Source organism: Leptotrichia trevisanii DSM 22070 (genome assembly GCF_000482505.1).
Taxonomy (GTDB): Bacteria; Fusobacteriota; Fusobacteriia; order Fusobacteriales; family Leptotrichiaceae; genus Leptotrichia; species Leptotrichia trevisanii.
The window spans coordinates 50,388-75,437 of sequence record NZ_AXVL01000006.1 but is presented as its reverse complement, the minus strand read 5'-3'; the positions used below and the strand labels follow the sequence as shown (position 1 = coordinate 75,437).

Sequence of the window (25,050 nt, the reverse complement as noted above, 5' to 3'; positions counted from 1 at the left end):
CAAAATCATCATTATTTTACTCAAATTGAAATTTGATTTTTATTAATTTAAGTCTATTTTAGAAAGTTTCTTTTGTAATTTCAATTTCGCTGTATAATTTATTTACTAAATCTTTTTCTGCAAGTCCATAGGAATAAGCTGTTGCACTTCCTGAAGCGACTGCCAGTTTAAATGAATCTTCTGGAGAAAGACCTTTTACAAATCCGGCGATAAATCCTGCAACCATAGAATCTCCTGCTCCGATTGAGTTAATCAGCTGTCCTTTTGGAACCGATGCTTCCAGCACAAAATCCTTGTTTACAAGCAATGCGCCTTCGCCACCTCTGGAAAGAATAACATTTTTTACACCTTTGTCTAAAAAGAATTTACATTTTTCCACAATTTCAGCCTTTGTTTCCAATTTTTCATTAAACATTTCCCTCAGTTCGTGAATATTAGGTTTAACAAAAAGATTATTGTGAATATTGTCCTGCAATAAATTTCCTCTTGTATCAAGCACAATTTCCACATTAGCTTTTACATTTTCAGATAACTCTTTGTAAATTTTGCTGCTAATTGAAGCTGGGATACTTCCTGAAAGCACAAGAATATCTCCATCTTTCAAATCAGAAATTTTGTTAGTCAGTTCCTGTAATTTTTCCGCTGTAATTTCTGGTGAAACTCCTGTAAGTTCTGTTTCCTTGTCATTGCCATTAACTTTTACGTTAATTCGAGTATTTCCTTCAAGTTCCACAAATTCAGATTTTATGTTGTCCTTTTTTAGATCCTTAATAATAAAATCCCCAACAAACCCAGCAACAAAGCCAATTGCTGTAGATTCCACATCCAGATTTTTCAATACTTTTGAAACATTAATTCCTTTTCCTCCAGCCCTATAATTTACTTCGTGAGCAAGATTCAGATGTTCAGCCTGTAAATCATCTTTCAGATACATGTCATAATCCAATGCTGGATTCAATGTCAACGTGTAAATCATCATTCTCCTCCTTAAATTTAACTATTTTTAAACATTGTTTTCCACTATAATATTTATAACATTTGATAATTAAAAAGTCAAACATTTAATGATATTTTATTATTTTTTTCTGATTGACAATTTAGAAATTTCTATGTATAATAAACTTAGTTATTGGAAAAAGTAAATTAATTTAAAATAATTATGCGAGTGTGGTGGAATCGGTAGACACGCTATCTTGAGGGGGTAGTGGCTTTTAGCCGTATGGGTTCAAGTCCCATCATTCGCACCACCGATTAAATAAATTTCTATATAAAATTATTTTAAGAAAAAATATATTTTTCAACAAATTTCAACAAAACTAACTAAAAAATAATTTGCGAGTGTGATGGAATTGGTAGACATGCTATTTTCAGAGGGTAGTGGCAGTAGCCGTACGGGTTCGACTCCCGTCACTCGCACCACAAAAAATAAATGATAATTATATAAAAAATCACAGTTATTTAGGCTAGCTGTGGTTTTATTTTTTATAATCGCAAAAATTATTATGTAAATTTTTTGAAAATCATAAGGTAAAATGTTAAAATCTGTGTTACAATATTATTATTATAAGAAAATAAATTTTTTAATTAAAATTTTTGTATGAGGAGAAAAATATGGAGCAAACTGAAACATTGATAAAAATTAATAATCTTGTTACAAGTTTTCGGATAAAGGATGAATATTTTCCCGCTGTGGATAATGTTTCACTGGAACTTAGAAGAAATGAGATACTTGCGATAGTGGGGGAGTCAGGATGTGGAAAAAGTACGCTTGCAACTTCTATTATTGGACTGCATAATCCGAATAACACTAAATTAAAGGGAGAAATCAATTTTGAAGGGAAAAATTTGGTAGAAATTGATGAAGAAGAATATAATAAAATTAGGGGAAATAAAATTGGCATGATATTTCAAGATCCTCTATCGGCTTTAAATCCGCTTATGAGAATAGGAGAACAAATTGAAGAGGGAATGATTTATCATACAAAATTGTCCAAAACTGAAAGAGAAGATAGAATGCTGGAATTACTGCAAAATGTAGGAATAAAAAATCCAAAACGTGTAGCAAGGCAATTTCCGCACGAATTATCTGGAGGAATGCGTCAAAGAGTTATGATTGCAATAGCACTTTCCTGCAAGCCTGAAATTATTATAGCTGATGAGCCGACAACTGCACTGGATGTTACAATACAGGCACAAATACTGGATTTGCTAAAAACTTTACAAAGTGAAATAAATGCTGGGATTATACTGATTACACATGATTTGGGCGTTGTTGCTGAAATGGCGGACAGAGTGGCAGTAATGTACGCTGGAGAAATTGTAGAAATCGCAAACGTAAATGATTTATTCAATAATCCAAAACATCCCTACACAAGATCCTTACTAAACTCAATTCCGCAACTTGATACAGAAACTGAAAAATTACACGTAATTCAGGGAATTGTTCCGTCATTAACTAAATTAACTAGAACAGGATGCCGTTTTTCTCAAAGAATTCCATGGATAAAGGAAAGTGAACACGAAAAAAATCCAACATTGCATGAAGTGGAAAAAGAGCATTTTGTAAGATGTACTTGCTGGAAAAATTTTCATTTTGAAAAATAAATCATAGAGTTAACTTATTTTTAAAATTTTAATATAATAAATTTTTTGTTAATAAATATTTTTTCTGTATTTTCTTTTTTTATAAGTAAGGGGGATAATTCGTCCCTTTTTACAATCCCGGCTTGTCTAAGCATTTTTTGAAAGCAAAATCGAAAATTGCTGTGTAAAACTTCGCTCACTTTCGCGAATATAAAGTGAATTTAATTCTACAAACGGATTTATTATAGAAGTTACGACGAAAGAAACATATAAATATGTTTAATCAATTTTATTTCCAAAAAATCAGGATAATTTTTAGTTTAATTGATGCGAATAATCTAACTAAAATAAAAATTAAGCAAAATTTCGTTAAAGAAAAAATAACTGTTTGAGATTTTGGATTAAATTTTAAATTATATACAGTTATTAATGTTGAAATAATCTTAATTCAAAATCGAGTTTTATTTTTTCTTTATAAGAAAGTTTTGTGTAAAGCGGGGTTGTAAGGGCATGGCGTTTGATGCCCTTACGTTAAAACAGAAAGTATAAATAGAAAATAATTATAATTATTAATTGGAAATAAGAACTTAAAAACATTGAATATTGGAAAGGAAAAATAGAAATATGAGTTTTATTGAAGTGAAAGACTTGAAGGTTCATTATCCTATTCGTGGGGGCTTTTTCAATAAGATAATTGATTACGTTTATGCTGTGGATGGTGTCAGTTTTACTATTGAAGAAGGGAAGACTTACGGGCTCGTGGGGGAGTCAGGGTCTGGGAAGTCTACGATTGGGAAGGCTATAATTGGGCTGGAGAAGATAAAAAGTGGAAAGATTATTTATGAAGGTAAGGAAATTGATGGTAAGTTTCGGAATAGAAGAAGTGAGTATAATAGGAATGTTCAGATGATTTTTCAAGATTCGTTGTCTAGTTTAAACCCTAAGAAAAGAGTGATTGACTTGATTTCTGAGCCTTTGAGAAATTTTGAGAATTTGACGTCAGATGAAGAAAAGAGGAAAGTATCGGAATTGCTGGAAATTGTAGGAATGAATAGGGAAGATATTTACAAATATCCGCATGAATTTTCTGGCGGGCAGAGGCAGAGGCTGGGAATTGCACGGGCTGTTGCGACAAAGCCTAAGCTAATTATTGCAGATGAGCCTGTGTCAGCACTTGATTTATCGGTTCAGGCACAAGTTTTGAATTATATGAAGGATATTCAGGAGCAGTTTGGGCTAAGTTATCTTTTTATTTCCCACGATTTGGGAGTTGTAAAGCATATGTGCGATTATATGTTTATAATGTATCGTGGAAGGTTTGTGGAAACTGGGACAAAGAATGATATTTATAAAAATCCTGAACATTTTTATACAAAACGGCTAATTGCCGCAATTCCAGAAGTACATCCTGAAAAAAGGCTGGAAAATAAGAAAAGACGATTAGAAATTGAAAAGGAATATTTGAAAAATGAAAAAAAATATTATGATGAAAATGGGCGTGTCTTTGATTTGAAAAAATTGACGGATACCCATTTTGTTGCTTTTAAAGATGAAATAGTGAAAAATAACGGAAAAGGGGGAAAATAATCAATGTGGAAAACAGTTTTACGAAGAATTCTGGTTATGATACCGCAACTATTTATACTTAGCCTATTAATCTTTGTTCTGGCAAAACTTATGCCGGGAGATCCGTTTACTGGGCTGATTACACCACAGACTGATCCTGCGGCACTTGAAGAATTGCGAAGAAAGGCAGGATTGCTGGATCCTTGGCATATTCAGTATGTAAGATGGCTAAAAAATGCCGTTTCTGGAAATTTGGGGATGAGCTACACTTATAATGTTCCTGTAAAGACGCTTATTGGGGAACGTGCAGTAAATACTTTTATTTTATCGCTACTTAGCCTTATTTTGACATATTGTATTGCAATACCGCTTGGAATGCTTGCTGGACGTTATCAGAACTCATTTCTTGACAAATTTGTTACATTTTATAATTATGTGAGCTATGCGATTCCGACTTTTGTGCTTTCGCTTATAATGATTTGGTTTTTTGGATATACGCTTGGATGGTTTCCAACAACTGGATCGGTGACGGCTGGACTTAATACTGGTACTTTGGGACATATTTTGGACAGGATTTATCACATTATATTGCCTGCAATTACATATGCATTGCTAGGAACAACTTGGATTGTGCAGTATTTGAGAAATGAAGTAATTGACGCTAAGAATTTGGATTATGTAAAAACGGCGAAAAGTAAGGGAGTGCCAGAAAATAAAGTTTATTCAAGACATATTTTCAGAAATTCGATTTTACCGATTGCAGCGTTTTTTGGTTATTCGATAACAGGGCTTCTGGGAGGTTCAATTTTTATTGAAAAAATATTTAGTTATCCTGGAATGGGAGGACTGTTTGTAAATTCAATTATAACACGGGATTACAGCGTTGTCACAGCATTAATACTGCTGTTTGGATTTTTAACATTGCTTGGAAGTTTGCTTTCAGACATTATTCTTAGCATTGTTGATCCTAGAATTAGAATAGAGTAGGTGGTGAAAAAATGTCTAATAACGAAATTTTAAAGGAAAATAACGAAAAAGCAGAAAATTTTGACGAAATTAAGAAAAGCGACAAACCGACTGGAATTAGTGTTATTGTAAGAGAGATTTTAAAAGATAAGCTGGCACTTGCTTCGCTTATTATTCTTATCATACTTTTTGGAATAATTTTTATTGGATCGCTTTTTGCAAATCAGGAGGAAATTATGAAAATAAGTCTTCTGGATAAATATGCTATTCCTATGAAAGAGGGATTTTGGCTAGGCTCTGACTCTGGAGGGCGTTCAATATTGGGGCAGTTGATACTAGGTGCTAGAAACTCGATTATTATTGGTTTTACAATAACGATTCTGACATCAGGAATTGGGATATTTTTTGGTTTGATTGCAGGATATTATGGAAAATGGGTGGATAACGTAATTATGAGAGTTATCGATTTTATTACGATTTTGCCTACACTTATGATAATTATTGTGTTTGTTACTATTGTTCCAAAGTATACGATAGCGACTTTTGTGCTGATAATGAGTGCGTTTTACTGGGTTGGAGCAGCAAGGCTGATTAGAAGTAAGGCACTTGCAGAAAGTCAGAAAGATTACATTTTGGCTTCAAAGACTATGGGAACAAAGGATTTTACGATAATTTTCAGGGAAATACTGCCTAACTTGAGTTCAATTATAATTGTGGAATTGACATTAGGTTTTGCTGGAAATATTGGAATTGAAACAGGGCTTAGTTTTCTTGGCTTTGGATTACCGCTTTCTACTCCAAGCCTTGGGACTTTGGTCGGTTATGCAGCAGATCCGGAAGTATTGTCAACAAAATTATGGATTTGGCTTCCAGCGTCAATATTAATTTTAATTATGATGCTGTGTATTAATTATATCGGACAGGCTTTAAACAGGGCAGCTGACGCAAAACAGAGAAGAGGATAGGAGGACAATATGAAAAAATGGAAATTAATAATCACGTTTCTTGTATTAATATTCGCAGTTTCGTGTAATCCTGGTAAAAAGAGAAGTGAAATGCCGGGAGCAAAACTAAATTTATCATTATTTCCAGAAAAAACATCAAATAATGAGCCTGCAGTAGAAGGCGGAACTTTGAAAGTGGCGATAGTAAAGGATGATCCATTGGTTGGGGTTTTTAATGAAACATTTTATTCAGATGGCTATGATGGCGAGATTATCTCAATGTTTTTAAGTTCGAGTATATTTGAAGTAGACGAAAATTTTGAGATAACAGATACAGGACCTGCAACTCTTACAGTTGACGCAAAAAATAAAAAAGCTACAATAAAAATAAAAGATGGCATAAAATGGTCTGACGGACAGCCTCTAACATCTGATGACATTATTTTCCCTTATGAAATTATAGGAAATAAAGATTATACAGGTGTGAGATATACTGAAGAAACTCAGAAAATTGTTGGGATGAAGGAATATCACGATGGGAAAGCCCAAAATATTTCAGGAATAAAAAAAATAGACAATAAAACGGTGGAGATCTCATTTCTACAACTGGGACAAAGTATTTACACAGTTGCAAACGGTTTAGTTGGAAATGCACTACCAAAACACTATTTAAAAGGAACTCCGATAAAGGACTTGATTTCATCGGATAAAATTAGAATAAAACCAGTAACATTGGGGCCGTATAATTTGACAAAAGTTTCACGTGGAGAGAGTCTGGAATTTACGGCAAACCCGTATTATTACAAAGGAAAGCCAAGAATTGACAAGGCGATAGTGCAAGTGGTAAACTCGCAATCAATAGTGGCTGCGTTAAAAGCTGGAAAATATGATTTTGTATTGGATATGCCGGATTCACTGTACAATAATTATAAAGATTTGAAAAATATAGAAACTTTAGGGCAACAGGATTTGTATTATTCGTATTTAGCTTTTAAATTGGGGCATTATGACAAGGCTAAAGGTGAAAATGTGACAGATCCGAATGCCAAGATGTCAGATGTGAGACTACGGCAAGCACTTGCATACGGTATAAATGTTGAGGAAATAGCACAGGCATTTTATTTTGGGTTAAGGCAGGAAGCGACTTCAGCAATTCCTCCTGTTTTCAAGAAATATTTTCCAAAGGATTTGAAAGGTTATCCGTATAATCCTGAAAAAGCAAAACAGTTATTGGATGAAGCGGGATACAAGGATGTAAATGGCGATGGAATCCGTGAAGATAAAAATGGAAAACCTTTTGAAATAAAGATGGCATTTATGGCTGGTGGGGATGTGGCAGAGCCGCTTGCTCAAAATTACATTCAAAGCTGGAAAAAGATAGGAATAAAAGCTGTTCTTACATCAGGAAGATTGCTAGCTTTCCAGAATTTTTACGAAAAAGTGCAGGGAGATTCTAAAGATATAGATGTGTTCTTTGGAGCTTGGGGAGTTGGAACAAGTCTAGATCCAACTGGATCAGCAGGAAGAAAATCCCAGCTTAACTTTTCTCGTTTTGCATCAGAAGAAAATGACAGGCTAATAGGTGAAATATTAGGAGAAAAATCATTAACAGTTCCAAATTATAAAGTGGAAGCATACAAAAACTGGCAAAAATACTACATTGGGCAAGCAGCGGAAGTCCCGTTAATGTACAGATACAAACTTTATCCGATAAATAAACGGCTAAAAAATGTGTATATTGGTTATGATTCGTCATTAAAGGATGAAGGGATTCATAAGTGGGAATTAACGGCAATTACACCAATGAGATAGTTTTTTACAAGATTTATAACTTATTTTCTTTTATAAATAAAAATAAAATAATTAATAAAAAATGTAAGGGCATGATAATAACAATGCCCTTACTTGAAAATACAATATAAAAATTTAAAATTTGTAAGTTTGATTTTGAGATGGTTTTATTGTGGTTTAGAGATAGGTTAAAACAATGTGTAAATAAAATCAAGATTATATATTTTTCAATACTATTTCCAGCATTTCATCATTTATATTCTCTATTGCTCTTAAATTATTCTCATTAACACACGAAATCACGTTCCATCCATATTTTACTGACAACTTTTTAGCAACTTCATACGCATTTTTTAAATAATTTTTGTCTTTTTCGTGAATATCTTTCTCTTTTTTACCAGTTATTTTATTTTCCCTGTCTTTCATAAGTTTTTGACTAAACTCAAAAGGAATGTCCAGAAAAAACACAATATCTGGCTTCGGTATTCCAATTTTATCCCATTCCAGATCTATCAACCAATTTAAATATTTTTCTTTCTCAGCTTCATCCAAAATTTTGGGTACCTGATGAATCATATTTGAAATTGTGTATCTGTCACTAATAACAATGCCGCCATTATTATAAAAGTCTTCCCATTCTGTCTTAAACGAGGCAAACCTGTCAACTGAGTAAAGAACCGAAGCTGCATAGGCATTCACACTTTCAGCCGTTTTTCCAAATTCACCTGCAAGATACATTTTCACTGGCTCGGAGGCTCTGCTTTCATAGTTCGGGAAAGATATTTTTTTTATCTTATTTTTCCCTTTTATTTTTTTCAGTTTGTTGTACAGCAATTCTGTCTGCGTCTGTTTTCCGCTTCCGTCTGTACCTTCAATAATTATTAATTTTCCCATTTTTTATTTCCTTATTAAAATTTTATTTCTCATTATCAAGTATTGAAACAGAACGATGAGCAACAGAAGTTATCACTTCATTAAACTGTAATATTCCCACACTTAAAAATATCGCCACAGCCAGATGTTCCCCTTCTCGTGCCAGCCCAATTTTTCCACCAACGCTAAGCCCGTTTATAATCGCTTCAATCTGGCTCATTGCTTCCCTCATTGCACCGATAACTGCACCATCATGAGCATGCACGTCCTGAATCAGATTATTGCGTTTTGCCGCCATTAATGCACTTTCGATAAATTTAAAACGGGACTGGGGCATTGCACCACCAACATTTACAGCAGCAGTTTTTATCCCTATTTTTCGGTAGTCCTGCATCAATTTTTTTTCTTCATCTCGTGAAGAAATAGCCATTTTTAGTGCTGTTCTGCATATTTCTACACTTTTATTATTTTCTTCCATTTTGGAATCTCCTTAAAGAATAATTTTTTGTTTACATTGACTCATTTAATTTTCATCCTTTATCAGCAGTTCCACAGCTTCTACATATCCATCCTTGCCTTTCCCGTAAATTTGGGCAATGCAGGCAGATGCCGTAACTGAAATTTTTCTAAAATCTTCCCTTTCGTGAATATTGCTCAAATGTACTTCCACTGTTGGAATTGATATTGACTTTATTGCGTCAAGAATTGCATAACTGTAATGAGTATAGGCTCCCGGATTTATTACAATTCCATCAAAGTTCCTAAAATATGCTGACTGTAAAAAATCAATAAGTTTTCCCTCCGAATTTGATTGTAAAATATCTATTCTCACCTTTTTATCTGAAAACTTTTCTTTTATATAGCTACAAATACTTTCATAATCATCATTTCCATAAACATCTTTTTCCCTGATTCCTAAAAAATTCAGATTAGGGCCATTTATAATCATTATTTTTTTCATTTCTATTTTACCATCCTCATTTTTTTAGCCTAAAGCTTTCCTTTTAAAGATGTAATTATTCTATTCACAATTACATCCATATCATCATTATTTTTTATAATAATATCTGCGTATTTCCTATACAAATCTATTCTTTCATCATACAATTTCTGAATATTGTCAATATCCTGCAAAAGAGGGCGATTTTCGTGATTTTCCTTGGAAATATCGGCAATTCCCCTGTTTAAGAATATTACAATTCCATTTTGTTTCAAAATATCAATATTTTCTTTCTTTTTAACGGCTCCACCGCCCGTCGAAATAATAATTCCTTCCTTTTCCGACAATTCCTTCAAATACTTTGTTTCAAGTTCCCTAAAATATTCTTCACCTTCGTTTGAAAAAATATCTGAAATAACTCTATTTTCCTTTTCTTCCAAGTATTTATCCACATCTAAAAGTGGATACCCCGTCTTCTTTGAGAGCCAATATCCAACTGTACTTTTTCCGCAGGCAGGCATTCCAATTAATACAATATTTTTCATAAACCATTTACCTTTTTTCTATGTTTTTTTATTTTCAAAATTACATTTTTTTAAACTGATTTTCACTTTCCATATACTTATATCCTGCTTTATTAAATCTATTCAAAAGCTCATTTTTATCAACACCATAGTAATTTACCAAATCGTTCAAATCCAGAAATTCATCCCGCAATTTCATGTTTACAAGGCTATAAAGCAGCATTATATCTTTTGTTTCAAAATTTATCATTTTTTGCTCCCTTTTTTACAAAATTATTTTCACTTTTGATTCATCATTTTCATCAATGTTTTCAATTACAACATTTTTACTTGCATCTGCAAATAAAGTATAATATTCATTTCCACGTTTTTCCAAAAAATCTCCAATTCTGACATTTTCTGTGCCAATATTTCCAACAACTTCATAAATTTCATTATAAATTGTTTCCAAAAAGCCAATATCAAAAATCGTGAATAATTGAGGTTCATTGTCTATTCTAAGAAATGCTTTTTCAGGAAGAATGAAGTATAATGTTGACTCATAGCCCATATTTATTCCAAAAATAGCATATCCACGGTGCTCCAGCTCATAATTTACAATTGAATACAAAATATCCACAAGTGATTCATCATATTCCAGTTCTTTTGAACGGATGCTTTCCCAGTCTACATTCAGTTCATCAGGATCTATCCCTTTTCCTGTAAGCAAGGCTCTAAATCCGTCGGTATAGCCTTTTGCCATAAAGTCGTAAAGATAGCTGTCTGAATATTTTATTAAATACTGGTAATAAAAATCTGAAAAAGTCGCAATTTTATTTTCACTGTTTTCATCACTCAGAAATTCTTCACCAAAATATTTTTTTACAGTTTCTTCAGGCTCAAATAAATATTCCCTTCTAGCTTCCACATATTTTAAAAGGGTATCTGTGTCCAGCACTTCTGCAGCAAAATCATCAAGTTCATTGTAAACAGACAAATCAAGATGTTTAGTTTTATCAGTTAAATTTATATATTTTCTATCCCTTGAAATCCCTTTATCCTCTTCTATTGGACTTTCCAGAGTATAAACCTTCCCGTCTTTTTCCTCAGTTGCATTTTTGAAATCCTCGTTGTTGTTAAAATTTTTTTCACTCATTTTAGCTCCTTTCGTTTTCTAACTTTTATTTTGTTATTTTATTTATCCGTTTCTTTCTCAATTGCCTGAATTACAAATTTAATATTGGAAATAGTTTCAAATTTTACTATTTTTTTCAATTTTTCCTTATTTTCATACGACAATGAAGATGTATTCACATAGTCGTCAAACCATTTATCATAATTATTATATGATTTTCTAATTTTTTTTAGGCTTGATTTTGAGGTAGTCGCAGCTTTTTTCATCCCTTTTCCTTCATTTCCTCTTACATCCAGCAATTTTTCCAGTTTGTCATATTCTTCATTTACAATTGCCTGCATTCTGCTGACTGGCATTTTTTTATATTCCTCTTTATCAATTTTATCCCCTGCACTGTATAAATAATCATAAATTGCATTTATATTTTCATCCACAGTTTTTCCATCTTTTTTAGCTTCAAGATAAGTATTCATATTTAAGTTAAATGTTTCCAGCAATAAATAGTTATTAGTATAGGCATACGATTGAAAATCCCCTACATCAGCCAAAAATGCTCCAAACGCATTTTGTAAAAATTTACGGTATTCCACGACATAATCACTATAATATGCATACATTGTCCTAAAGTTGGAACGCCGATTTCCCGAAAGTCTTGCGAATTCCTTATCAAAATATGCACGATTTTCATTATACAAAGTTGTCATTACTTCCGTGTAATTTGAATTTGCAACAGCCGTCCTATCTTTAGTGGAATTAAAATTTTTGTCAAAAACCATCTTCTGTCTTTCATTTCCTGCATCAATAATTTCCTTATTTGTCTGTGCAACGCCAATACTTGAAAAAATAAGTATTCCCAATATTATTTTTTTTAACATTAAACTTTCCTTTCTTCTCAACTCTTTTTTATTTATATAATTTTTTTGCTAATCTTTTGTGTATTTCTTTCAGAATTTCTGTGTCATATTTTTCATTGTGCCAAATCTCTTCTGATTTTATAGCTTGTGAAATGAGCATTATAAGTCCGTTTGCCACTTTTACGCCCTTTAATTTATATTTTGTCATAAGAACCGTTTCTTCGGGATTGTATACGATGTCAACCACTGCATTTGTGTTAATTAGATTTTTCTTCTCAAGTGGGCAGTTATCAATGGCAGGATACATCCCAACCGGTGTACAGTTTACAATTAATTCAATGTCCCGTAATGACGAAATCGCCGAATAATGAAGCAACCTATCCTGCGTTCTCACCTTAAATGGATCATTTTCAATAATTGTAGCAAGATAAATATTTTTTGCCCCATTATCAACCAGTGCATTGTAAATAGCCTTTGAAGCCCCTCCAGTTCCTAGTACAAGCACTTTTTTCCCATTCACATCAATATTATTTAATTCCAAAGTTTTCAAAAATCCAAAGTAATCAGAATTATCCCCAATCAACTTGCCATCTCGTAACGTTATCGTATTCACCGCCCCAATCTTCTTAGCAGTTTCCGACACCTCATCAAGATATTTAATAACTTCCAGCTTATACGGAATTGTAACATTAATCCCATTAAACTTTCCATTTCTTATACTTTCCAGCAATTCCCCAATCTCGTCAGTCTCCCTTTCAATCATTTCATAGCTCGCCTTTTTTCCAGTCAGTTCAAAAAAAATCTCATGAATTTCCTTTGAATAGCTATGTCCCAACTTTTCCCCCAATAATCCATATCTTTCCATTTTACTGTTTCCTTCTTTCTGTAAAATTAAACTTTCAAATTATTCAGTTCTTCCTCTGTCAATTCCCGATATTCCCCAAGTTCCAGCTTTTCATCCAGTAAAAGATTTCCCATTTTTACCCTCTTCAAATAAAGCACCTCATTATTGACAGCTTTAAACATTCTCTTCACTTGATGAAACTTTCCTTCAGAAATTGTTATATATACCAAATTTTCATTTTTATTATTTTTATTTTCATCAAAATCAGAATTTTTACTTTCCTTTTCAGAACCATTACAAATTATTTCAACTTTTGCCTTTTTTGTTACAAAGTTTTCTTCCAGTTTTATTCCATTTTCCAACATTTTTATATCATCTTCACTAAGAGGATTTGCTATTTTTACATAATATTTCTTATCCACGTGTTTTTTGGGAGAAAGCAAATTATGTGACAAAACTCCATCATTTGTAAGCAAAAGCAAGCCTTCCGTATCAATATCCAGCCGTCCGACTGGAAAAATATCGTAAGTTCTGTATTCATCATTTAGCAAGTCAATGACAGTTTTGTGATGATTGTCTTCCGTTGCAGAAATTACTCCAGCGGGTTTATTCATCATAATATAGACAAATGGCTTATAATTCACAATTTTATTTTCATATTTTACAATATCTTTTTTTTCATCAATCTGAATTTTTCCATCTTTCACAAAAACATCATTAACACTAATTTTCCTGTTTTTTAAAATATCCTTGACTTCTTTTCTCGTTCCAATGCCCGAATTTGCCAAAAATTTATCCAATCTCATTGCTCTTAAACTCCTTCAAAATTAGGCTAAAATCAAAATTTCAAATCATACAGTTTTTTATATTTCCAAATTATATAGTTTATAATTTCCAAGAATTTGTAAATAATTTGATTTTTCCCTCATTTCTTCAAGTGCCATTTTTACTTTCTCACTAGACATATTCCCCTCGAAGTCAATGTAAAAATAATATTCCCAAGGTTTATTTACTCTCGGACGTGATTTCAGATTTACCATATTCAGCCCATATTTATAAAAAATCTGCAATAATTCGATTAATGCTCCTGACTCATTATTCGCACTTGTTACAATGCTTATTTTATCGCTTCCGTCAATTACAACATCTTCATTTGAAATAACAAAAAATCTCGTATAATTTTCCTCTTCATTATTAATATTTTCTTTCAGTAATTCCAAGCCGTATACTTCTTTTGTTTTCATATTCGCAATACAGGCATTTTCCTTTTTATTTTTTGACGCAATATATTTTCCGCTAATTGCAGTATTTGTCATCCGGTTAAGATGCCATTCGTGCTTTGATAGAAATTCCGAACACTGCATAAAAGCCTGCTCGTGAGAATAAATATTTTTTATATCCTCAACTTTACTCCCTTTTACACCAAGCAAATTATGTGAAATCTTATGTCTAACTTCCCCAATTATATGAATATTTTTTGTATTAATCAAATCAATGCTATCCCGCACTTCCCCCACAATAGAATTTTCTATCGGCAATATCGCAATATCAATTTGATCAGTATGCACAGCCTCCACCAAGTCCCTATGCGAATTAAAATGAAAAATATTTTTATTCTCTTCAATATTATAAACATTTGAATTTTTATTATTTTTAAGCAGGTTCATAAGCACTTCATAAGCATAAGAACCTGGCACCCCAGTGTAGCCCAGCCTTTTATTTTCCAATTCCAAATCATTCACATATCTAGTCGAAATCCCTATCTTAAATTTCTGATATTCCTTGCTGGAATCCATAATATCCTTTAAAATCAATTCAATATAATGATCCAGCTCCTTATTTTTCACTCTTTCCAAATTTTTCCGAATAACTTCCTTTTCCCGTTCTTCATCAAAAATCTTCTTTCCAGTCAACTTCTTAAACTGTGCCACTTCCTGCACAATATGCAACCTTTCCTCCAACAGTTCCACAAGCTGACTATCCAATTTATCAATTTTTTCCCGAATTTTTCCTAAATCCAAATTTTTATTTATATTCATTCATCTTCCCTTTATTCTTTCTTCCAAAATATTGCTAATAAAATTTGTTTTATCAAAATAGTAGAAATCTTCTTCTATTATTGTTTTAAAATCATTTATTCCTATTGGTAGACTTTTTTTCATAAAAATCACTTCCTCCTGTTTTTGCTTTATATTTTATAAAAATCTGTATATTCTTCATTTTTAAAAGCAACTTCAACTTCTTTTCCGTAAAAAGCAATACCAATTTTTAGGAAATTATCAATTCCGGCATTTTTTAGTGCCGCACAGTATTCCATTTCTTCAATTTGTCTTAATGCCAATTCACATTCCTTTTTCAATATTTCCTGAACTTTGTTTTCTGGCACATTTTTTTCATTTTCCAAATTAACAATTTTAACTTCTATTACTATGCCTTCTTTTTGTTTTTTCAGATCTTTAGGTTTCAATAACAAATCATATCTTCCTTTTCCTGAAAAATTATTTGATGTGATTTCATACTCATTTTTCAGAACGAGCATTATTCCCAATAAAAGTCCATGGTAAAACTGCTCCTTGTATTTTCCACTTAAATCAAAAATTCCTGTATTTTCTAGCAGCACTTCTTTCAAATTTTTTTGAAAAAGCTCAATATTACCGTCTTTTAAGGCATCTGTCATATCCAAAAACATATCATAGTCATCAAAATATATTTCTATAAAAGTTTCAGAAAACATTTTTAAAATTTCCTCGTTTGGAATTTTTAAATTACATCTGCCATCATCTGTTATTTTATCTGATAAGGTTAAATATCCGCTGTGAAAGAACAGGTTCCATATATTTTTTGGATAGTTAAATTCTAGATGGCAGAAAGTTATATTGTCATTTATTCTCTTTAAAATAGTTTTTTTATTTAAAAGTTTTGAAAAGTCTGGAAACATTTCATTTTTGCATTTTTTAAGACATACTTTAATTAATTCGTTTTTACTTGTGTTTACCCAGTAAGGTTTTAGGACATCACGGTTTAAGAAACTTATTATTGACCATGGATTGTAGACTTTTGTATTGCCGAATAAATATCCATTGTACCATTTTTGGACATTGCTCAGTTCGCTTTCCAAGCCAAAGTCTTTTAAAGCCTGTTCAACTTCCTCTTCTAAAAGTCCAAAATATCCTGTAAATCTATCATCCAGTATCGTATGTACTTCCAGATTATTTAATCCTGAAAAGATATTTTCTTTTGCAACTCTTAATATTCCTTTAAGAATTCCTATTTTTAGTCTGCTGTTATCTTTTAAGACACAACCGTAAAACGATTTAAAAAAATTAATTGCATCGCCATAATAGCCCTTTACATAAGAGTCTATTATCGGCTGATCATATTCGTCAATTAAGATTATTACTTTTTTTCCATAATAGCTATACAGATATTTTGATAAGTTTAATAAGGAATTTTTCCAGTCTGCCTCATCTTTTTCAAGCCAAATGTCCTCAAATTTTTTTGATTCCTTTTTATCCAGAACATCCATCAGAAATTTGAATTCTGAATACACATTTCCAATTTCAGTCTTTATTCTTCTAAATCCTTCTTTCCAGTTCTTTTCATCATAGTTTCTAAAGGAAATTGAGATTACTGGAGCCGTTCCCTGTTTTTCAAAATATTTGCTCTTTGAAATGTCCAGTCCTTCAAATAATTTTCGATTTTCCTCTCTTTTTTCTATATCAAAAAAATATTTAATCATGGACACATTTAATGTTTTCCCAAATCTTCTCGGCCTAGTAAATAATTTTACACCTGCCCCATCTTTTAAAATGCTACTAATTAAACTTGTTTTATCCACGTAATAATAGTTATCTTCTATTATTCTTTTAAAATCACTTATGCCAATAGGCAAACTCCTTTTCATATTAAAAAAAAATCCTCCATTTCAGTTTATATTCTAAATCTCTCTAACATTGAACTGATAAAATTAAATAAACTTAAGGTTTGAGTAGAATAGTTATAATTTTTAGGTTCAGTTTTAAAGCGATTTTGCTATATTATTTTTTTGAAATGCGAAATTATGTAATAAATATTTTACTTAGTATAAATTATACTAGAATAAACAAGAAAAATCAAGGAAAATAAAAAAAGGAATTACTTCTAATATTAAAAATAACTCCTTTTTATTTGAATTATATTTTATTTTTTAAATTAACCTTCTATATAATCTTGAATTTCAACTGGCTCAATATTCCAAATTTCTTTTGCATATTCGGCAATTGTTCTGTCTGAACTGAATTTACCTGCATTTGCAATATTTTTAAGAGCTTTTCTAGTCCATTCCCTTCTGTCCTTGAAGGCATTTTGAAGTCTGTCTTGAGCTTCTCTGTATGATGCAAAGTCTTTTAATAGGAAGTACACATCTGGACGGGAACCGTCTACTCCATATAGCAATGAATTTTGTAGCTCTCGGAAGATTCCTGTGTGGTTGTCGTCATAAGTTCCGTCACCTAGCTGATCTACAACTTTCTTGAGTCCTTCCACATTGTTATATTCATCAAATGGATTATATCCGCCATTTGCCTGATAATTTTCAACTTCCTGTGCAGAAAGTCCAAAAATAAACGCATTTTCTAATCCGACTTCTTCGACAATTTCCACATTTGCTCCGTCCATTGTTCCAAGAGTCAATGCACCGTTTAGCATAAATTTCATATTACCAGTTCCAGATGCCTCCTTACTTGCTGTAGAAATTTGCTCTGATACATCCGCTGATGGGAATATTTTTTCTGCAAGTGAAACTCTGTAGTTTTCAAGGAATACAACTTTGATTTTTCCGTTAATGTCGCTGTCGTTGTTTACTTTTTCCGCAACAGAGTTGATTAATTTGATGATTCCTTTTGCACGTCTGTATCCAGCGGCTGATTTTGCTCCAAAGATAAATGTTCTTGGTTCAACATCCAAATATGGATTCTCTTTTAATCTGTTATACAAGTCCATAATATGAAGCACATTTAACAATTGTCTTTTGTATTCATGTAATCTCTTAACTTGAATATCAAAGATGGAATGAGGATTTACTTCGATTCCTGTCGTATCTTTTATGTATTTAGCCAATTTTTCCTTATTATGTAGTTTAATTTCAGAAACCCTGTTTAAAATATTATCATCATCAAGGTATTGCTCTAATTTTTTAAGTTCGTACAAGTCTGTAATCCATTTGTCGCCAATTAATTCTGTAATTAATGTGGCTAGTTCTGGATTTGATTTTAATAGCCATCTTCTTTGAGTAATTCCATTTGTTTTGTTTAGGAATTTTTCAGGATAAAGTTCATTCCATTCTCTTAATTCGCTGTTTTTAAGAATTTCTGTATGCAATGCCGCAACTCCATTTACTTTGTGCGATCCTACGATTGCAAGCCACGCCATTCTAACCTGTCCGTTTCCAATGATTGACATTTTATTGATTCTTTCCCAATCTCCTGGATATTTTTGCTGTAATTCTGCGACAAATCTTCTGTTAATTTCTTCTATAATTTGGTAAATTCTTGGAAGTAATGGTTGGAATAGTGAAATATCCCATTTTTCCAATGCTTCTGATAAAATTGTATGGTTTGTGTATGCAAATACATTTTTACATATGTTCCAAGATTCATCCCATCCTAATTTTTCCTTATCCAGGAAGATTCTCATTAATTCAGGAATTGCAACAACTGGATGTGTGTCATTTAGCTGAATTGCCACTTTTTCTGCAAATTTAGAAAAATCATTTCCAAAAACAGATTTATATCTTCTTATAATATCCTGCAATGAAGCTGATGTAAAGAAGAACTGCTGTTTCAGTCTTAATTGCTTTCCATCTTTTTCAGTGTCATTTGGGTACAATACTCTTGAAATGTCCTCTGCCTGAACTGCTTTTGCAGAAGCCTGTAAATAAGTCTGATCATTGAATAATTTCAAGTCAAATCCTTCTGGCGATCTTGCTTCCCATAGTCTCAACGTATTTACTGTGTCGTTTCCATAACCGATAACTGGCACATCATAAGCCACAGCATGAACTGTTTCGGTATTTACACGTTTAAAGTATTCTTTTCCAAATTCATCACGGTGAACTTCAATTTGCCCGCCAAATTTTACTTCAAATACTCTGTCCATTCTCTTGATTGACCAGGGATCTCCGTATTTTGTCCAGTCATCTGGATACTCCATCTGGAATCCGTTTTCGATTTTTTGCTCAAACATTCCGTATTTATATCTAAGCCCGTATCCGTGCCCTGGTAATGCCAATGCTGCAAGTGAATCAAGAAAACATGCCGCAAGTCTTCCAAGCCCTCCATTTCCGAGTCCTGCGTCCATTTCACGATCTTCAATTTTGTTAATATCTACACCTAATTCATTCAATGTTTCTTTAATAACGTCATTAATTTGCAAGTTGATTAAATTGTTTCCCATAAATCTTCCCATCAGGAATTCTGCTGAGAAGTAGTACATCTGTTTTACCTGTTTTTTAGCATAAGTCTTTTTAGTATTATACCATTTTTCCATTGCATAATCTAAAGCTGCCCTTGAAATTGCGTAATATAGTTCAAATTCATGAGCTTCCTCAAGGGTTTTCCCATATTGTCTTCTCAGTTTCCTAAGAATACTGTCCTTTAATTCAGCTTTATCAATTTTCATATTTCCTCCTAAATATTTTGTTTTCACCTCAACTTTACCACTTTTTTACTATTATTTCAATACTTTTTTGCTAAAATTAATATCATTTATCCATTATTTTAATTTTGTATAATAAAATATACAGGAATCCCATTAATATTGAGTGATAAATTATCAGGTCAAATGCAGTGAAAAGTAAAAATAATAAAAGATATGAAATAAAATATATAAAAAGAAATCAAATTGTGGTATAATAATGTTTGTAATAAAACAATAAATAAGGAGAGGGTAAATGGCTAGAAAAAAAGCAGAAGAAAAAGAAAAAGATGATAAAGGGTTAAGCGAAAGAGAGAAAATGCTTAACTTGGCACTGAAGCAGATTGAAAAGGACTACGGTGAAGGTGCTATAATGAAACTTGGTGAAAATCAGAAAATGAATATTAGGGCTATTTCTACAGGAAGTTTGAATCTGGATATAGCACTTGGGATTGGTGGAGTGCCAAGAGGAAGAATTGTTGAGATTTATGGGGCGGAGTCGTCAGGGAAAACTACGCTTGCACTTCACATTATTGCAGAAGCTCAAAAGACTGGGGGAACTGTGGCATTCATTGATGCGGAACATGCTCTTGATCCAGTTTATGCAAAGGCTCTTGGAGTAAATATTGATGAGCTTTTAATTTCACAACCTGATACAGGGGAGCAGGCACTTGAAATTTCAGATATGCTTGTAAGAAGTGGGGCGATGGATGTAATCGTTGTGGATTCGGTTGCGGCACTTGTTCCAAAAGCTGAAATTGAAGGGGAAATGGGAGATCAGCAAATGGGGCTACAAGCAAGACTTATGTCAAAGGCACTTAGAAAATTGACTGGAAGTATCTCAAAATCTGATACAGTTATGATTTTTATTAACCAGATAAGAGAAAAAATCGGTGGATTTTCATTTGTTCCAGGAGTACAGACAACGACTTCTGGAGGACGTGCGTTAAAATTTTTCTCAACTGTAAGAATGGAAGTGAAAAGAGTAGGTTCTGTTAAGCAGGGTGATGACGTTGTTGGAAATGAAGTTGTAGTAAAAGTTACCAAAAATAAAGTTGCACCTCCATTTAAGGAAGCTAAATTCAGTGTTATGTATGGAACTGGAATTTCGAGAATTGGAGAAGTGCTGGATGCGGCGATTAATCTTGGGATTGCCTCAAAGAGTGGGGCATGGTTCAGTTATGGAGATGAACGGCTTGGGCAGGGGCGTGTCAACGTGGAAAATATGCTTAAGGAAAATACAGAATTGTACGGAAGATTTGAAAAACAGGTGCTTGAAGCAATTGCTGCAAATGGAGGAACTACTGAAAAAAAATCAGCTAAAGGTAAAAAGGCTGACAAGTCTGAGGAAGTAGTGGAAAATGATACAAATACCGAAAACGAAGAAGTAGCAGAAAATAATGAAGATTAATAAAATTTATCGAAATAAAATATATCTTGATACTGATGAAATTATGGATATAAGCCCATTTATCAGGCAAAAATATGATTTGAAGGTAAATGATGACATTGAGAGGTTTTATGATGAGATTTCGTATGAAGCCTCTCTTGAAAAAGGTATTTTTTTAATTTCATTAAAAGATAGGACAAAAAAGGAAGTACGGCTAAAGCTGGAAGAAAAATATTGGAATAAATCGGCAATTTTACGAACGATAGAAAAATTGGAAGAATTTGGATATTTGAATGACTTGAATTATGCAGTGTCATATATTGAAAGCAGAACTTATGGCAAAAACCGTATTTCCTACAATCTTTTTCAAAAGGGGATTGACAGAAGTATAGTTGAAGAGGCATATTTAGCTTTGGATGAGGAAAAGGAAGAAAACGTTGACGATACAAAGCTGGAAAAATTAATTGAAAAAAATAGTAAAAAAATCAATGTGAGTAACAGACGGGATGAAAAAAAAATGAAGGAAGAGCAGAAACTTATACAATATCTGGCAAGACAAGGTTTTTCTCTGGATAAAATCTTTAAAAAGTTAAAAGAGTACAAGGAAAACTACGAATAAATAGTAAGGGAGGAGAAGAGTATGAGAACCATATTTTACCATCTTGTGTTAGTGGGAACTTTTATTTATGGAAGTATTGTTCACATATGGTATCTAATATTTAATAAAGGTGAAAAAAGATACCGATATGTGTGTAAAGTAGCTAAAAACTGGGGAAAAAATCTAATCTGGGGAGCTGGAAGCAAAGTAAACATCATTTACAAAAATGGCAGTGAGAAAGAAATAAAAAAAATACGTGAAACAAATGAGGCGGTTATATTAATTTCAAATCATCAAAGTAACGTTGATATTCCTGTATTACTTGGATATTTACCACTTGATTTTTCGTTCATTGCAAAGAAGGAAATGAAAAGGTGGCCTGCAATTGGGCGTTGGATGCGTTCCTTTGACTGTATATTTCTGGACAGAAAAAATGCAAGACAGGGAATGAAGGATATGAAAGATGCAATAAATAAAATAAAAAAAGGACATTCTTATGTAATTTTCCCTGAAGGAAGCAGAAGCAGTGATGGAACAATAGGGGATTTCAAAAAAGGAAGTTTCAAACTTGCGACTGACACAAATGCCAGAATTTTACCAATTACAATTGTAGGAACGTATGTGGTCCAAAGCAGAAAAAGTCTAAAAGTAACTTCAAACAAAAATATAAAAATCATTGTGGATAAGCCTGTGGACTTGAAGGAAATGTCAAGGGAAGAAAAAAAAGATGTTCACAATATTGTAAATAAAATTATAAAAGATAACTATGAGGAATACAATTGTTAAGCAGGGGATAATTTAATATGCCCCTGTTTATCGTGGTTCATATTTTTTTCACAATCTAAATTCTATTTTTTACTATTTAATTAGTTATTTCTATTTTTTTATTTTTAGTGATTAATTTTCACAAATAAATAACGTAGTTAAATAACCAGGGACAGGGATAAATTTAGAACAAGTTATTAAAAAAAGGAAGTGATGCGATGAAAGTATTTTTAGCAACGAAAAATAAAGGTAAAATAAAAGATTTTGAAAAGCTGACGGAAGGAATGGACTTGGAAGTTGTAACGATTTTGGATGGGCTTGATATTCCTGATGTTGTGGAGGATGGGGAAACTTTTGAGGAAAATTCGCAGAAGAAGGCAAAGGAAATTGCAGATTATACGAATATTGTAACAATTTCAGATGATTCGGGGCTTTGTGTAGACGCTCTGGATGGAGCACCGGGAGTTTATTCGGCGAGATTTGGAGGAGAAAATGCAACTGACAGCGAAAAGAACCAAAAAATGCTGGAACTTCTGAAGGATGTGGAAAAAGAGAATAGAAAAGCACATTTTGTATCTGTTGTAAGCATTGCCTTTCCAAATGGGGAAATTCATTCATTTCGTGGAGAAATAGAAGGTGAAATTTTATTTGAAGCACGAGGAAATAATGGATTTGGTTACAATCCGATTTTTTATTCGTATGAACTTGGAAAATCGTTTGGGGAAGCTGATGATGAGGAAAGAAAAAGTGTGAGCCATCGTGCAAGAGCATTTAGAAAACTGATTGCATCGGGGCTTTTGGAAGAAAAATAAAATATGTAAGGAGCTGTATTATTATGGAAATTACTAATGAAAAAATTGAACTTAATGGATTAATTCACAAGGGAGTGGATAAAATTCTGATATTAATGGCGATATTGTCAGTTATCTATGGGATAGCGTTTACTTTGCTGGAAAAAATTCAAGTTGCAAGGACGATTTCGGCTTTTTTACCAGTAGCTGCCATTGTTGTCTGGATTTTGTTTATTTTTTTGAGAATTGATAAATTAAAAGTTGAAAATGGAGTAGTTTCACTAAATGGGAAAAATCTGGATGGTAAAAATACGACAGGCTATATGGATAAATATGTGGGAACCCCAAGACTGCATTTGACAGTAAACGGAGAAAAAATATTATTCGAGCCTTACGTAAACCGTTACAGCAGAAGCGACACTTCTAATAAAATCACAGCAATCGGATTTTTCCTAAAAGAAAAAGGAGTACCTGAAATACAATATCAAAAGATTTATCGTGAAATTCTACTTTTGAGATTGGTTATCCTTTTGGGAATAATGGCTCCATTAATAATAACAGTTTAGGAATACATTAAGGAGAGCAAAAATAAAAAATGTTAGTAAATCTGGAAATAAACAGGAAAAATCTAAAAAAAAACTTGGAAAAAATCCGTTCGATAAATAAAAATCTCATTTGTGTAATCAAGGACAACGCTTATGGACTCGGAATTGAAAATATTTTTCCTATATTGCTTGAAAATAGCTGTAATTACTTTGCGGTGGCGTATATTGAGGAAGCAGTAAAAATTCATGAAATTCTAAAAAATTTAAAAAAAGAGAAAAAGTTGGACATTTTGGAAAATAAGAAAATAAAAATAATGACACTTAACTATATTGAGCCTAAAAACTTGAAGTATGCAATAGGAAATGATATTGAATTGACAATTTTTAATTTTTCACAATTGTCTGATTACTTAAAAATTCTGGATAAATCTTTTGAAAACACAATTTTGAAAATCCATATAAAAGTAAACAGCGGAATGAACAGGCTTGGATTTGATGAAAATGAGATTTTGGAATTAATTGAAAAAATAAAAAAATATGAAATAAATTCTAAAAATAACAAACTGGAAATAATCTCGATTTTTTCTCATATTTCAGATGCAGAAAATCAAATTGAAACTGAAAAGCAAGTTGAGAAATATCAAAATATTTTAAAAATATTTGACGAAAATAATATGAAATATCAATACAAGCATTTACAGGCAAGCCCGTTACTTTTTAAATATAAAGAAAAGTACAATTATGATTTTGCAAGAGTGGGAATGGCACTTTATGGAATGGAACCTTTGTCTTATGATGTGGGATTATTAGATGTTATAACGGTAAAATCACAAATTATAAATATAAGAAGTGTAAAAAAGAATGATAAAATTTCTTATGGAAGTAAAGGTATTGTAAACAGGGATTCTAAAATAGGCATTATGTCAGTCGGCTATGCACATGGATTTCAAAAACAAATTGAAAATTCGAAAGAAGCGTATGTTCTTGTAAATGGACAGAAGGCAAAAATTATCGGAGAAATTTGCATGGATATGATTTTTGTTGACTTGACGGATATAGAAAATGTGGGAATGAATGATGAAGTTGTGATTGTGGGAAGTCAGAAAAATATTGAAAATGAAATTACTGAAAAAATAACGTTGAGGCAAGTGGCAAAGTGGGCTGGTACAATACAGGATGATGTGCTGACTAAGTTTTTGGCAATAAAAAAAACAGTAGATTGATTTGAAAGTTAAATCTTTTTACTGTTTTATCACATTTTATACTATTTTCTGTTTAAATAGTGGAAAT

At 32.2% G+C, this 25,050-nt stretch carries 25 protein-coding genes and 2 tRNA genes; 13 read left to right on the top strand and 14 right to left on the bottom strand.

What is annotated here, in order from left to right:
- Positions 1–58: 58 nt before the first annotated feature.
- Positions 59–976 (bottom strand): 1-phosphofructokinase, encoded by a 918-nt coding sequence (gene pfkB / locus K324_RS0102025; protein ID WP_026747676.1) that lies wholly within the window; start codon positions 974–976, stop codon positions 59–61.
- A gap of 185 nt (positions 977–1,161) precedes the next feature.
- On the opposite strand from pfkB, the gene K324_RS0102020 reads away from it, so the two are divergent.
- The 7 genes from K324_RS0102020 to K324_RS0101990 all read left to right on the top strand — a co-directional run bounded on the left by K324_RS0102020 (position 1,162) and on the right by K324_RS0101990 (position 7,871).
- Positions 1,162–1,247 (top strand) — tRNA-Leu (locus K324_RS0102020).
- Positions 1,248–1,334: 87 nt separating this feature from the next.
- Positions 1,335–1,419 (top strand) — tRNA-Leu (locus tag K324_RS0102015).
- 192 nt (positions 1,420–1,611) lie between these two features.
- A complete protein-coding gene (locus tag K324_RS0102010; RefSeq protein ID WP_026747675.1) occupies positions 1,612–2,604 on the top strand; it encodes an ABC transporter ATP-binding protein in 993 nt (330 codons plus the stop codon).
- 603 nt (positions 2,605–3,207) lie between these two features.
- A complete protein-coding gene (locus K324_RS0102005; protein WP_026747674.1) occupies positions 3,208–4,170 on the top strand; it encodes an ATP-binding cassette domain-containing protein in 963 nt (320 codons plus the stop codon).
- A gap of 3 nt (positions 4,171–4,173) precedes the next feature.
- Positions 4,174–5,136, top strand: coding sequence for an oligopeptide ABC transporter permease (opp4B, locus tag K324_RS0102000; protein ID WP_026747673.1), 963 nt, complete (start codon positions 4,174–4,176; stop codon positions 5,134–5,136).
- A gap of 11 nt (positions 5,137–5,147) precedes the next feature.
- Positions 5,148–6,080 (top strand): ABC transporter permease, encoded by a 933-nt coding sequence (locus tag K324_RS0101995; RefSeq protein WP_026747672.1) that lies wholly within the window; start codon positions 5,148–5,150, stop codon positions 6,078–6,080.
- A gap of 9 nt (positions 6,081–6,089) precedes the next feature.
- A complete protein-coding gene (locus tag K324_RS0101990; protein ID WP_026747671.1) occupies positions 6,090–7,871 on the top strand; it encodes an oligopeptide ABC transporter substrate-binding protein in 1,782 nt (593 codons plus the stop codon).
- A 195-nt stretch (positions 7,872–8,066) separates the two neighbouring features.
- Here K324_RS0101990 and K324_RS0101985 read toward each other — a convergent pair whose 3' ends face one another.
- From K324_RS0101985 to K324_RS0101925, 13 genes are all read right to left on the bottom strand, one after another.
- Entirely contained in the window at positions 8,067–8,744 is a 678-nt protein-coding gene (locus K324_RS0101985) for a dTMP kinase (protein WP_026747670.1), read from the bottom strand.
- A 22-nt stretch (positions 8,745–8,766) separates the two neighbouring features.
- On the bottom strand, positions 8,767–9,201 hold the full coding sequence (locus K324_RS0101980; protein ID WP_026747669.1) for a HutP family protein: 435 nt from the start codon (positions 9,199–9,201) through the stop codon (positions 8,767–8,769).
- 45 nt (positions 9,202–9,246) lie between these two features.
- Entirely contained in the window at positions 9,247–9,684 is a 438-nt protein-coding gene (gene aroQ, locus K324_RS0101975; protein ID WP_026747668.1) for a type II 3-dehydroquinate dehydratase, read from the bottom strand.
- Positions 9,685–9,713: 29 nt separating this feature from the next.
- Complete coding sequence (locus K324_RS0101970; protein WP_026747667.1) at positions 9,714–10,208, bottom strand: shikimate kinase; 495 nt, start codon at positions 10,206–10,208, stop codon at positions 9,714–9,716.
- A 40-nt stretch (positions 10,209–10,248) separates the two neighbouring features.
- Entirely contained in the window at positions 10,249–10,437 is a 189-nt protein-coding gene (locus tag K324_RS0101965) for a DUF4250 domain-containing protein (protein ID WP_026747666.1), read from the bottom strand.
- A gap of 15 nt (positions 10,438–10,452) precedes the next feature.
- Positions 10,453–11,322, bottom strand: a complete 870-nt coding sequence (locus K324_RS0101960; RefSeq protein ID WP_026747665.1) for a hypothetical protein — start codon at positions 11,320–11,322, stop codon at positions 10,453–10,455.
- Positions 11,323–11,360: 38 nt separating this feature from the next.
- Positions 11,361–12,176, bottom strand: coding sequence for a hypothetical protein (locus K324_RS0101955; RefSeq protein WP_026747664.1), 816 nt, complete (start codon positions 12,174–12,176; stop codon positions 11,361–11,363).
- Positions 12,177–12,204: 28 nt separating this feature from the next.
- Positions 12,205–13,020, bottom strand: a complete 816-nt coding sequence (gene aroE, locus K324_RS0101950; RefSeq protein ID WP_026747663.1) for a shikimate dehydrogenase — start codon at positions 13,018–13,020, stop codon at positions 12,205–12,207.
- A gap of 26 nt (positions 13,021–13,046) precedes the next feature.
- Positions 13,047–13,805 (bottom strand): pseudouridine synthase, encoded by a 759-nt coding sequence (locus K324_RS0101945; protein WP_026747662.1) that lies wholly within the window; start codon positions 13,803–13,805, stop codon positions 13,047–13,049.
- A gap of 57 nt (positions 13,806–13,862) precedes the next feature.
- Complete coding sequence (locus K324_RS0101940) at positions 13,863–15,038, bottom strand: chorismate mutase (protein ID WP_026747661.1); 1,176 nt, start codon at positions 15,036–15,038, stop codon at positions 13,863–13,865.
- On the bottom strand, positions 15,039–15,161 hold the full coding sequence (locus K324_RS15380) for an AAA family ATPase (protein ID WP_084533522.1): 123 nt from the start codon (positions 15,159–15,161) through the stop codon (positions 15,039–15,041).
- A gap of 26 nt (positions 15,162–15,187) precedes the next feature.
- Positions 15,188–16,903, bottom strand: coding sequence for an AAA family ATPase (locus tag K324_RS0101930; RefSeq protein WP_026747660.1), 1,716 nt, complete (start codon positions 16,901–16,903; stop codon positions 15,188–15,190).
- A gap of 287 nt (positions 16,904–17,190) precedes the next feature.
- Positions 17,191–19,656, bottom strand: a complete 2,466-nt coding sequence (locus tag K324_RS0101925) for a glycogen/starch/alpha-glucan phosphorylase (protein WP_036094983.1) — start codon at positions 19,654–19,656, stop codon at positions 17,191–17,193.
- 271 nt (positions 19,657–19,927) lie between these two features.
- Between K324_RS0101925 and recA the strand changes: the two genes are divergently transcribed.
- The 6 genes from recA (at position 19,928) to alr (ending at position 24,983) form a co-directional block, all read left to right on the top strand.
- The gene (recA, locus tag K324_RS0101920; protein ID WP_026747658.1) at positions 19,928–21,082 is read left to right on the top strand and encodes a recombinase RecA; all 1,155 of its coding nucleotides are present in this window, start codon (positions 19,928–19,930) and stop codon (positions 21,080–21,082) included.
- Positions 21,072–21,680 carry a regulatory protein RecX gene (locus tag K324_RS0101915; RefSeq protein WP_026747657.1) on the top strand — a complete coding sequence of 203 codons (609 nt, stop codon included), beginning with the start codon at positions 21,072–21,074 and terminating at the stop codon, positions 21,678–21,680. Before recA ends, K324_RS0101915 begins: the two co-directional genes overlap by 11 nt.
- A gap of 21 nt (positions 21,681–21,701) precedes the next feature.
- Positions 21,702–22,445: a lysophospholipid acyltransferase family protein gene (locus tag K324_RS0101910; RefSeq protein WP_026747656.1), complete on the top strand. Its 744-nt coding sequence runs from the start codon at positions 21,702–21,704 to the stop codon at positions 22,443–22,445.
- Positions 22,446–22,642: 197 nt separating this feature from the next.
- Positions 22,643–23,236 carry an XTP/dITP diphosphatase gene (locus tag K324_RS14145; RefSeq protein ID WP_036094980.1) on the top strand — a complete coding sequence of 198 codons (594 nt, stop codon included), beginning with the start codon at positions 22,643–22,645 and terminating at the stop codon, positions 23,234–23,236.
- A gap of 23 nt (positions 23,237–23,259) precedes the next feature.
- Positions 23,260–23,781: a hypothetical protein gene (locus K324_RS0101900; RefSeq protein ID WP_026747655.1), complete on the top strand. Its 522-nt coding sequence runs from the start codon at positions 23,260–23,262 to the stop codon at positions 23,779–23,781.
- A 29-nt stretch (positions 23,782–23,810) separates the two neighbouring features.
- On the top strand, positions 23,811–24,983 hold the full coding sequence (alr, locus tag K324_RS0101895) for an alanine racemase (protein ID WP_026747654.1): 1,173 nt from the start codon (positions 23,811–23,813) through the stop codon (positions 24,981–24,983).
- Positions 24,984–25,050: the final 67 nt, after the last annotated feature.

Coding starts and splice junctions, on each gene's coding strand:
- K324_RS0101970 (WP_026747667.1), bottom strand. CDS start 10,208: ATGAAAAATATTGTATTAATTGGAATGCCTGCCTGCGGAAAAAGTACA.
- pfkB (WP_026747676.1), bottom strand. CDS start 976: ATGATTTACACGTTGACATTGAATCCAGCATTGGATTATGACATGTAT.
- K324_RS0101940 (WP_026747661.1), bottom strand. CDS start 15,038: ATGAATATAAATAAAAATTTGGATTTAGGAAAAATTCGGGAAAAAATT.
- K324_RS0101985 (WP_026747670.1), bottom strand. CDS start 8,744: ATGGGAAAATTAATAATTATTGAAGGTACAGACGGAAGCGGAAAACAG.
- K324_RS0101965 (WP_026747666.1), bottom strand. CDS start 10,437: ATGATAAATTTTGAAACAAAAGATATAATGCTGCTTTATAGCCTTGTA.
- opp4B (WP_026747673.1), top strand. CDS start 4,174: ATGTGGAAAACAGTTTTACGAAGAATTCTGGTTATGATACCGCAACTA.
- K324_RS0101960 (WP_026747665.1), bottom strand. CDS start 11,322: ATGAGTGAAAAAAATTTTAACAACAACGAGGATTTCAAAAATGCAACT.
- K324_RS0101995 (WP_026747672.1), top strand. CDS start 5,148: ATGTCTAATAACGAAATTTTAAAGGAAAATAACGAAAAAGCAGAAAAT.
- K324_RS0102005 (WP_026747674.1), top strand. CDS start 3,208: ATGAGTTTTATTGAAGTGAAAGACTTGAAGGTTCATTATCCTATTCGT.
- K324_RS0101990 (WP_026747671.1), top strand. CDS start 6,090: ATGAAAAAATGGAAATTAATAATCACGTTTCTTGTATTAATATTCGCA.
- K324_RS15380 (WP_084533522.1), bottom strand. CDS start 15,161: ATGAAAAAAAGTCTACCAATAGGAATAAATGATTTTAAAACAATAATA.
- alr (WP_026747654.1), top strand. CDS start 23,811: ATGTTAGTAAATCTGGAAATAAACAGGAAAAATCTAAAAAAAAACTTG.
- K324_RS0101955 (WP_026747664.1), bottom strand. CDS start 12,176: ATGTTAAAAAAAATAATATTGGGAATACTTATTTTTTCAAGTATTGGC.
- K324_RS0101915 (WP_026747657.1), top strand. CDS start 21,072: ATGAAGATTAATAAAATTTATCGAAATAAAATATATCTTGATACTGAT.
- K324_RS0101925 (WP_036094983.1), bottom strand. CDS start 19,656: ATGAAAATTGATAAAGCTGAATTAAAGGACAGTATTCTTAGGAAACTG.
- K324_RS0101945 (WP_026747662.1), bottom strand. CDS start 13,805: ATGAGATTGGATAAATTTTTGGCAAATTCGGGCATTGGAACGAGAAAA.
- recA (WP_026747658.1), top strand. CDS start 19,928: ATGGCTAGAAAAAAAGCAGAAGAAAAAGAAAAAGATGATAAAGGGTTA.
- K324_RS0102010 (WP_026747675.1), top strand. CDS start 1,612: ATGGAGCAAACTGAAACATTGATAAAAATTAATAATCTTGTTACAAGT.
- K324_RS0101980 (WP_026747669.1), bottom strand. CDS start 9,201: ATGGAAGAAAATAATAAAAGTGTAGAAATATGCAGAACAGCACTAAAA.
- aroE (WP_026747663.1), bottom strand. CDS start 13,020: ATGGAAAGATATGGATTATTGGGGGAAAAGTTGGGACATAGCTATTCA.
- aroQ (WP_026747668.1), bottom strand. CDS start 9,684: ATGAAAAAAATAATGATTATAAATGGCCCTAATCTGAATTTTTTAGGA.
- K324_RS14145 (WP_036094980.1), top strand. CDS start 22,643: ATGAAAGTATTTTTAGCAACGAAAAATAAAGGTAAAATAAAAGATTTT.
- K324_RS0101900 (WP_026747655.1), top strand. CDS start 23,260: ATGGAAATTACTAATGAAAAAATTGAACTTAATGGATTAATTCACAAG.
- K324_RS0101910 (WP_026747656.1), top strand. CDS start 21,702: ATGAGAACCATATTTTACCATCTTGTGTTAGTGGGAACTTTTATTTAT.
- K324_RS0101930 (WP_026747660.1), bottom strand. CDS start 16,903: ATGAAAAGGAGTTTGCCTATTGGCATAAGTGATTTTAAAAGAATAATA.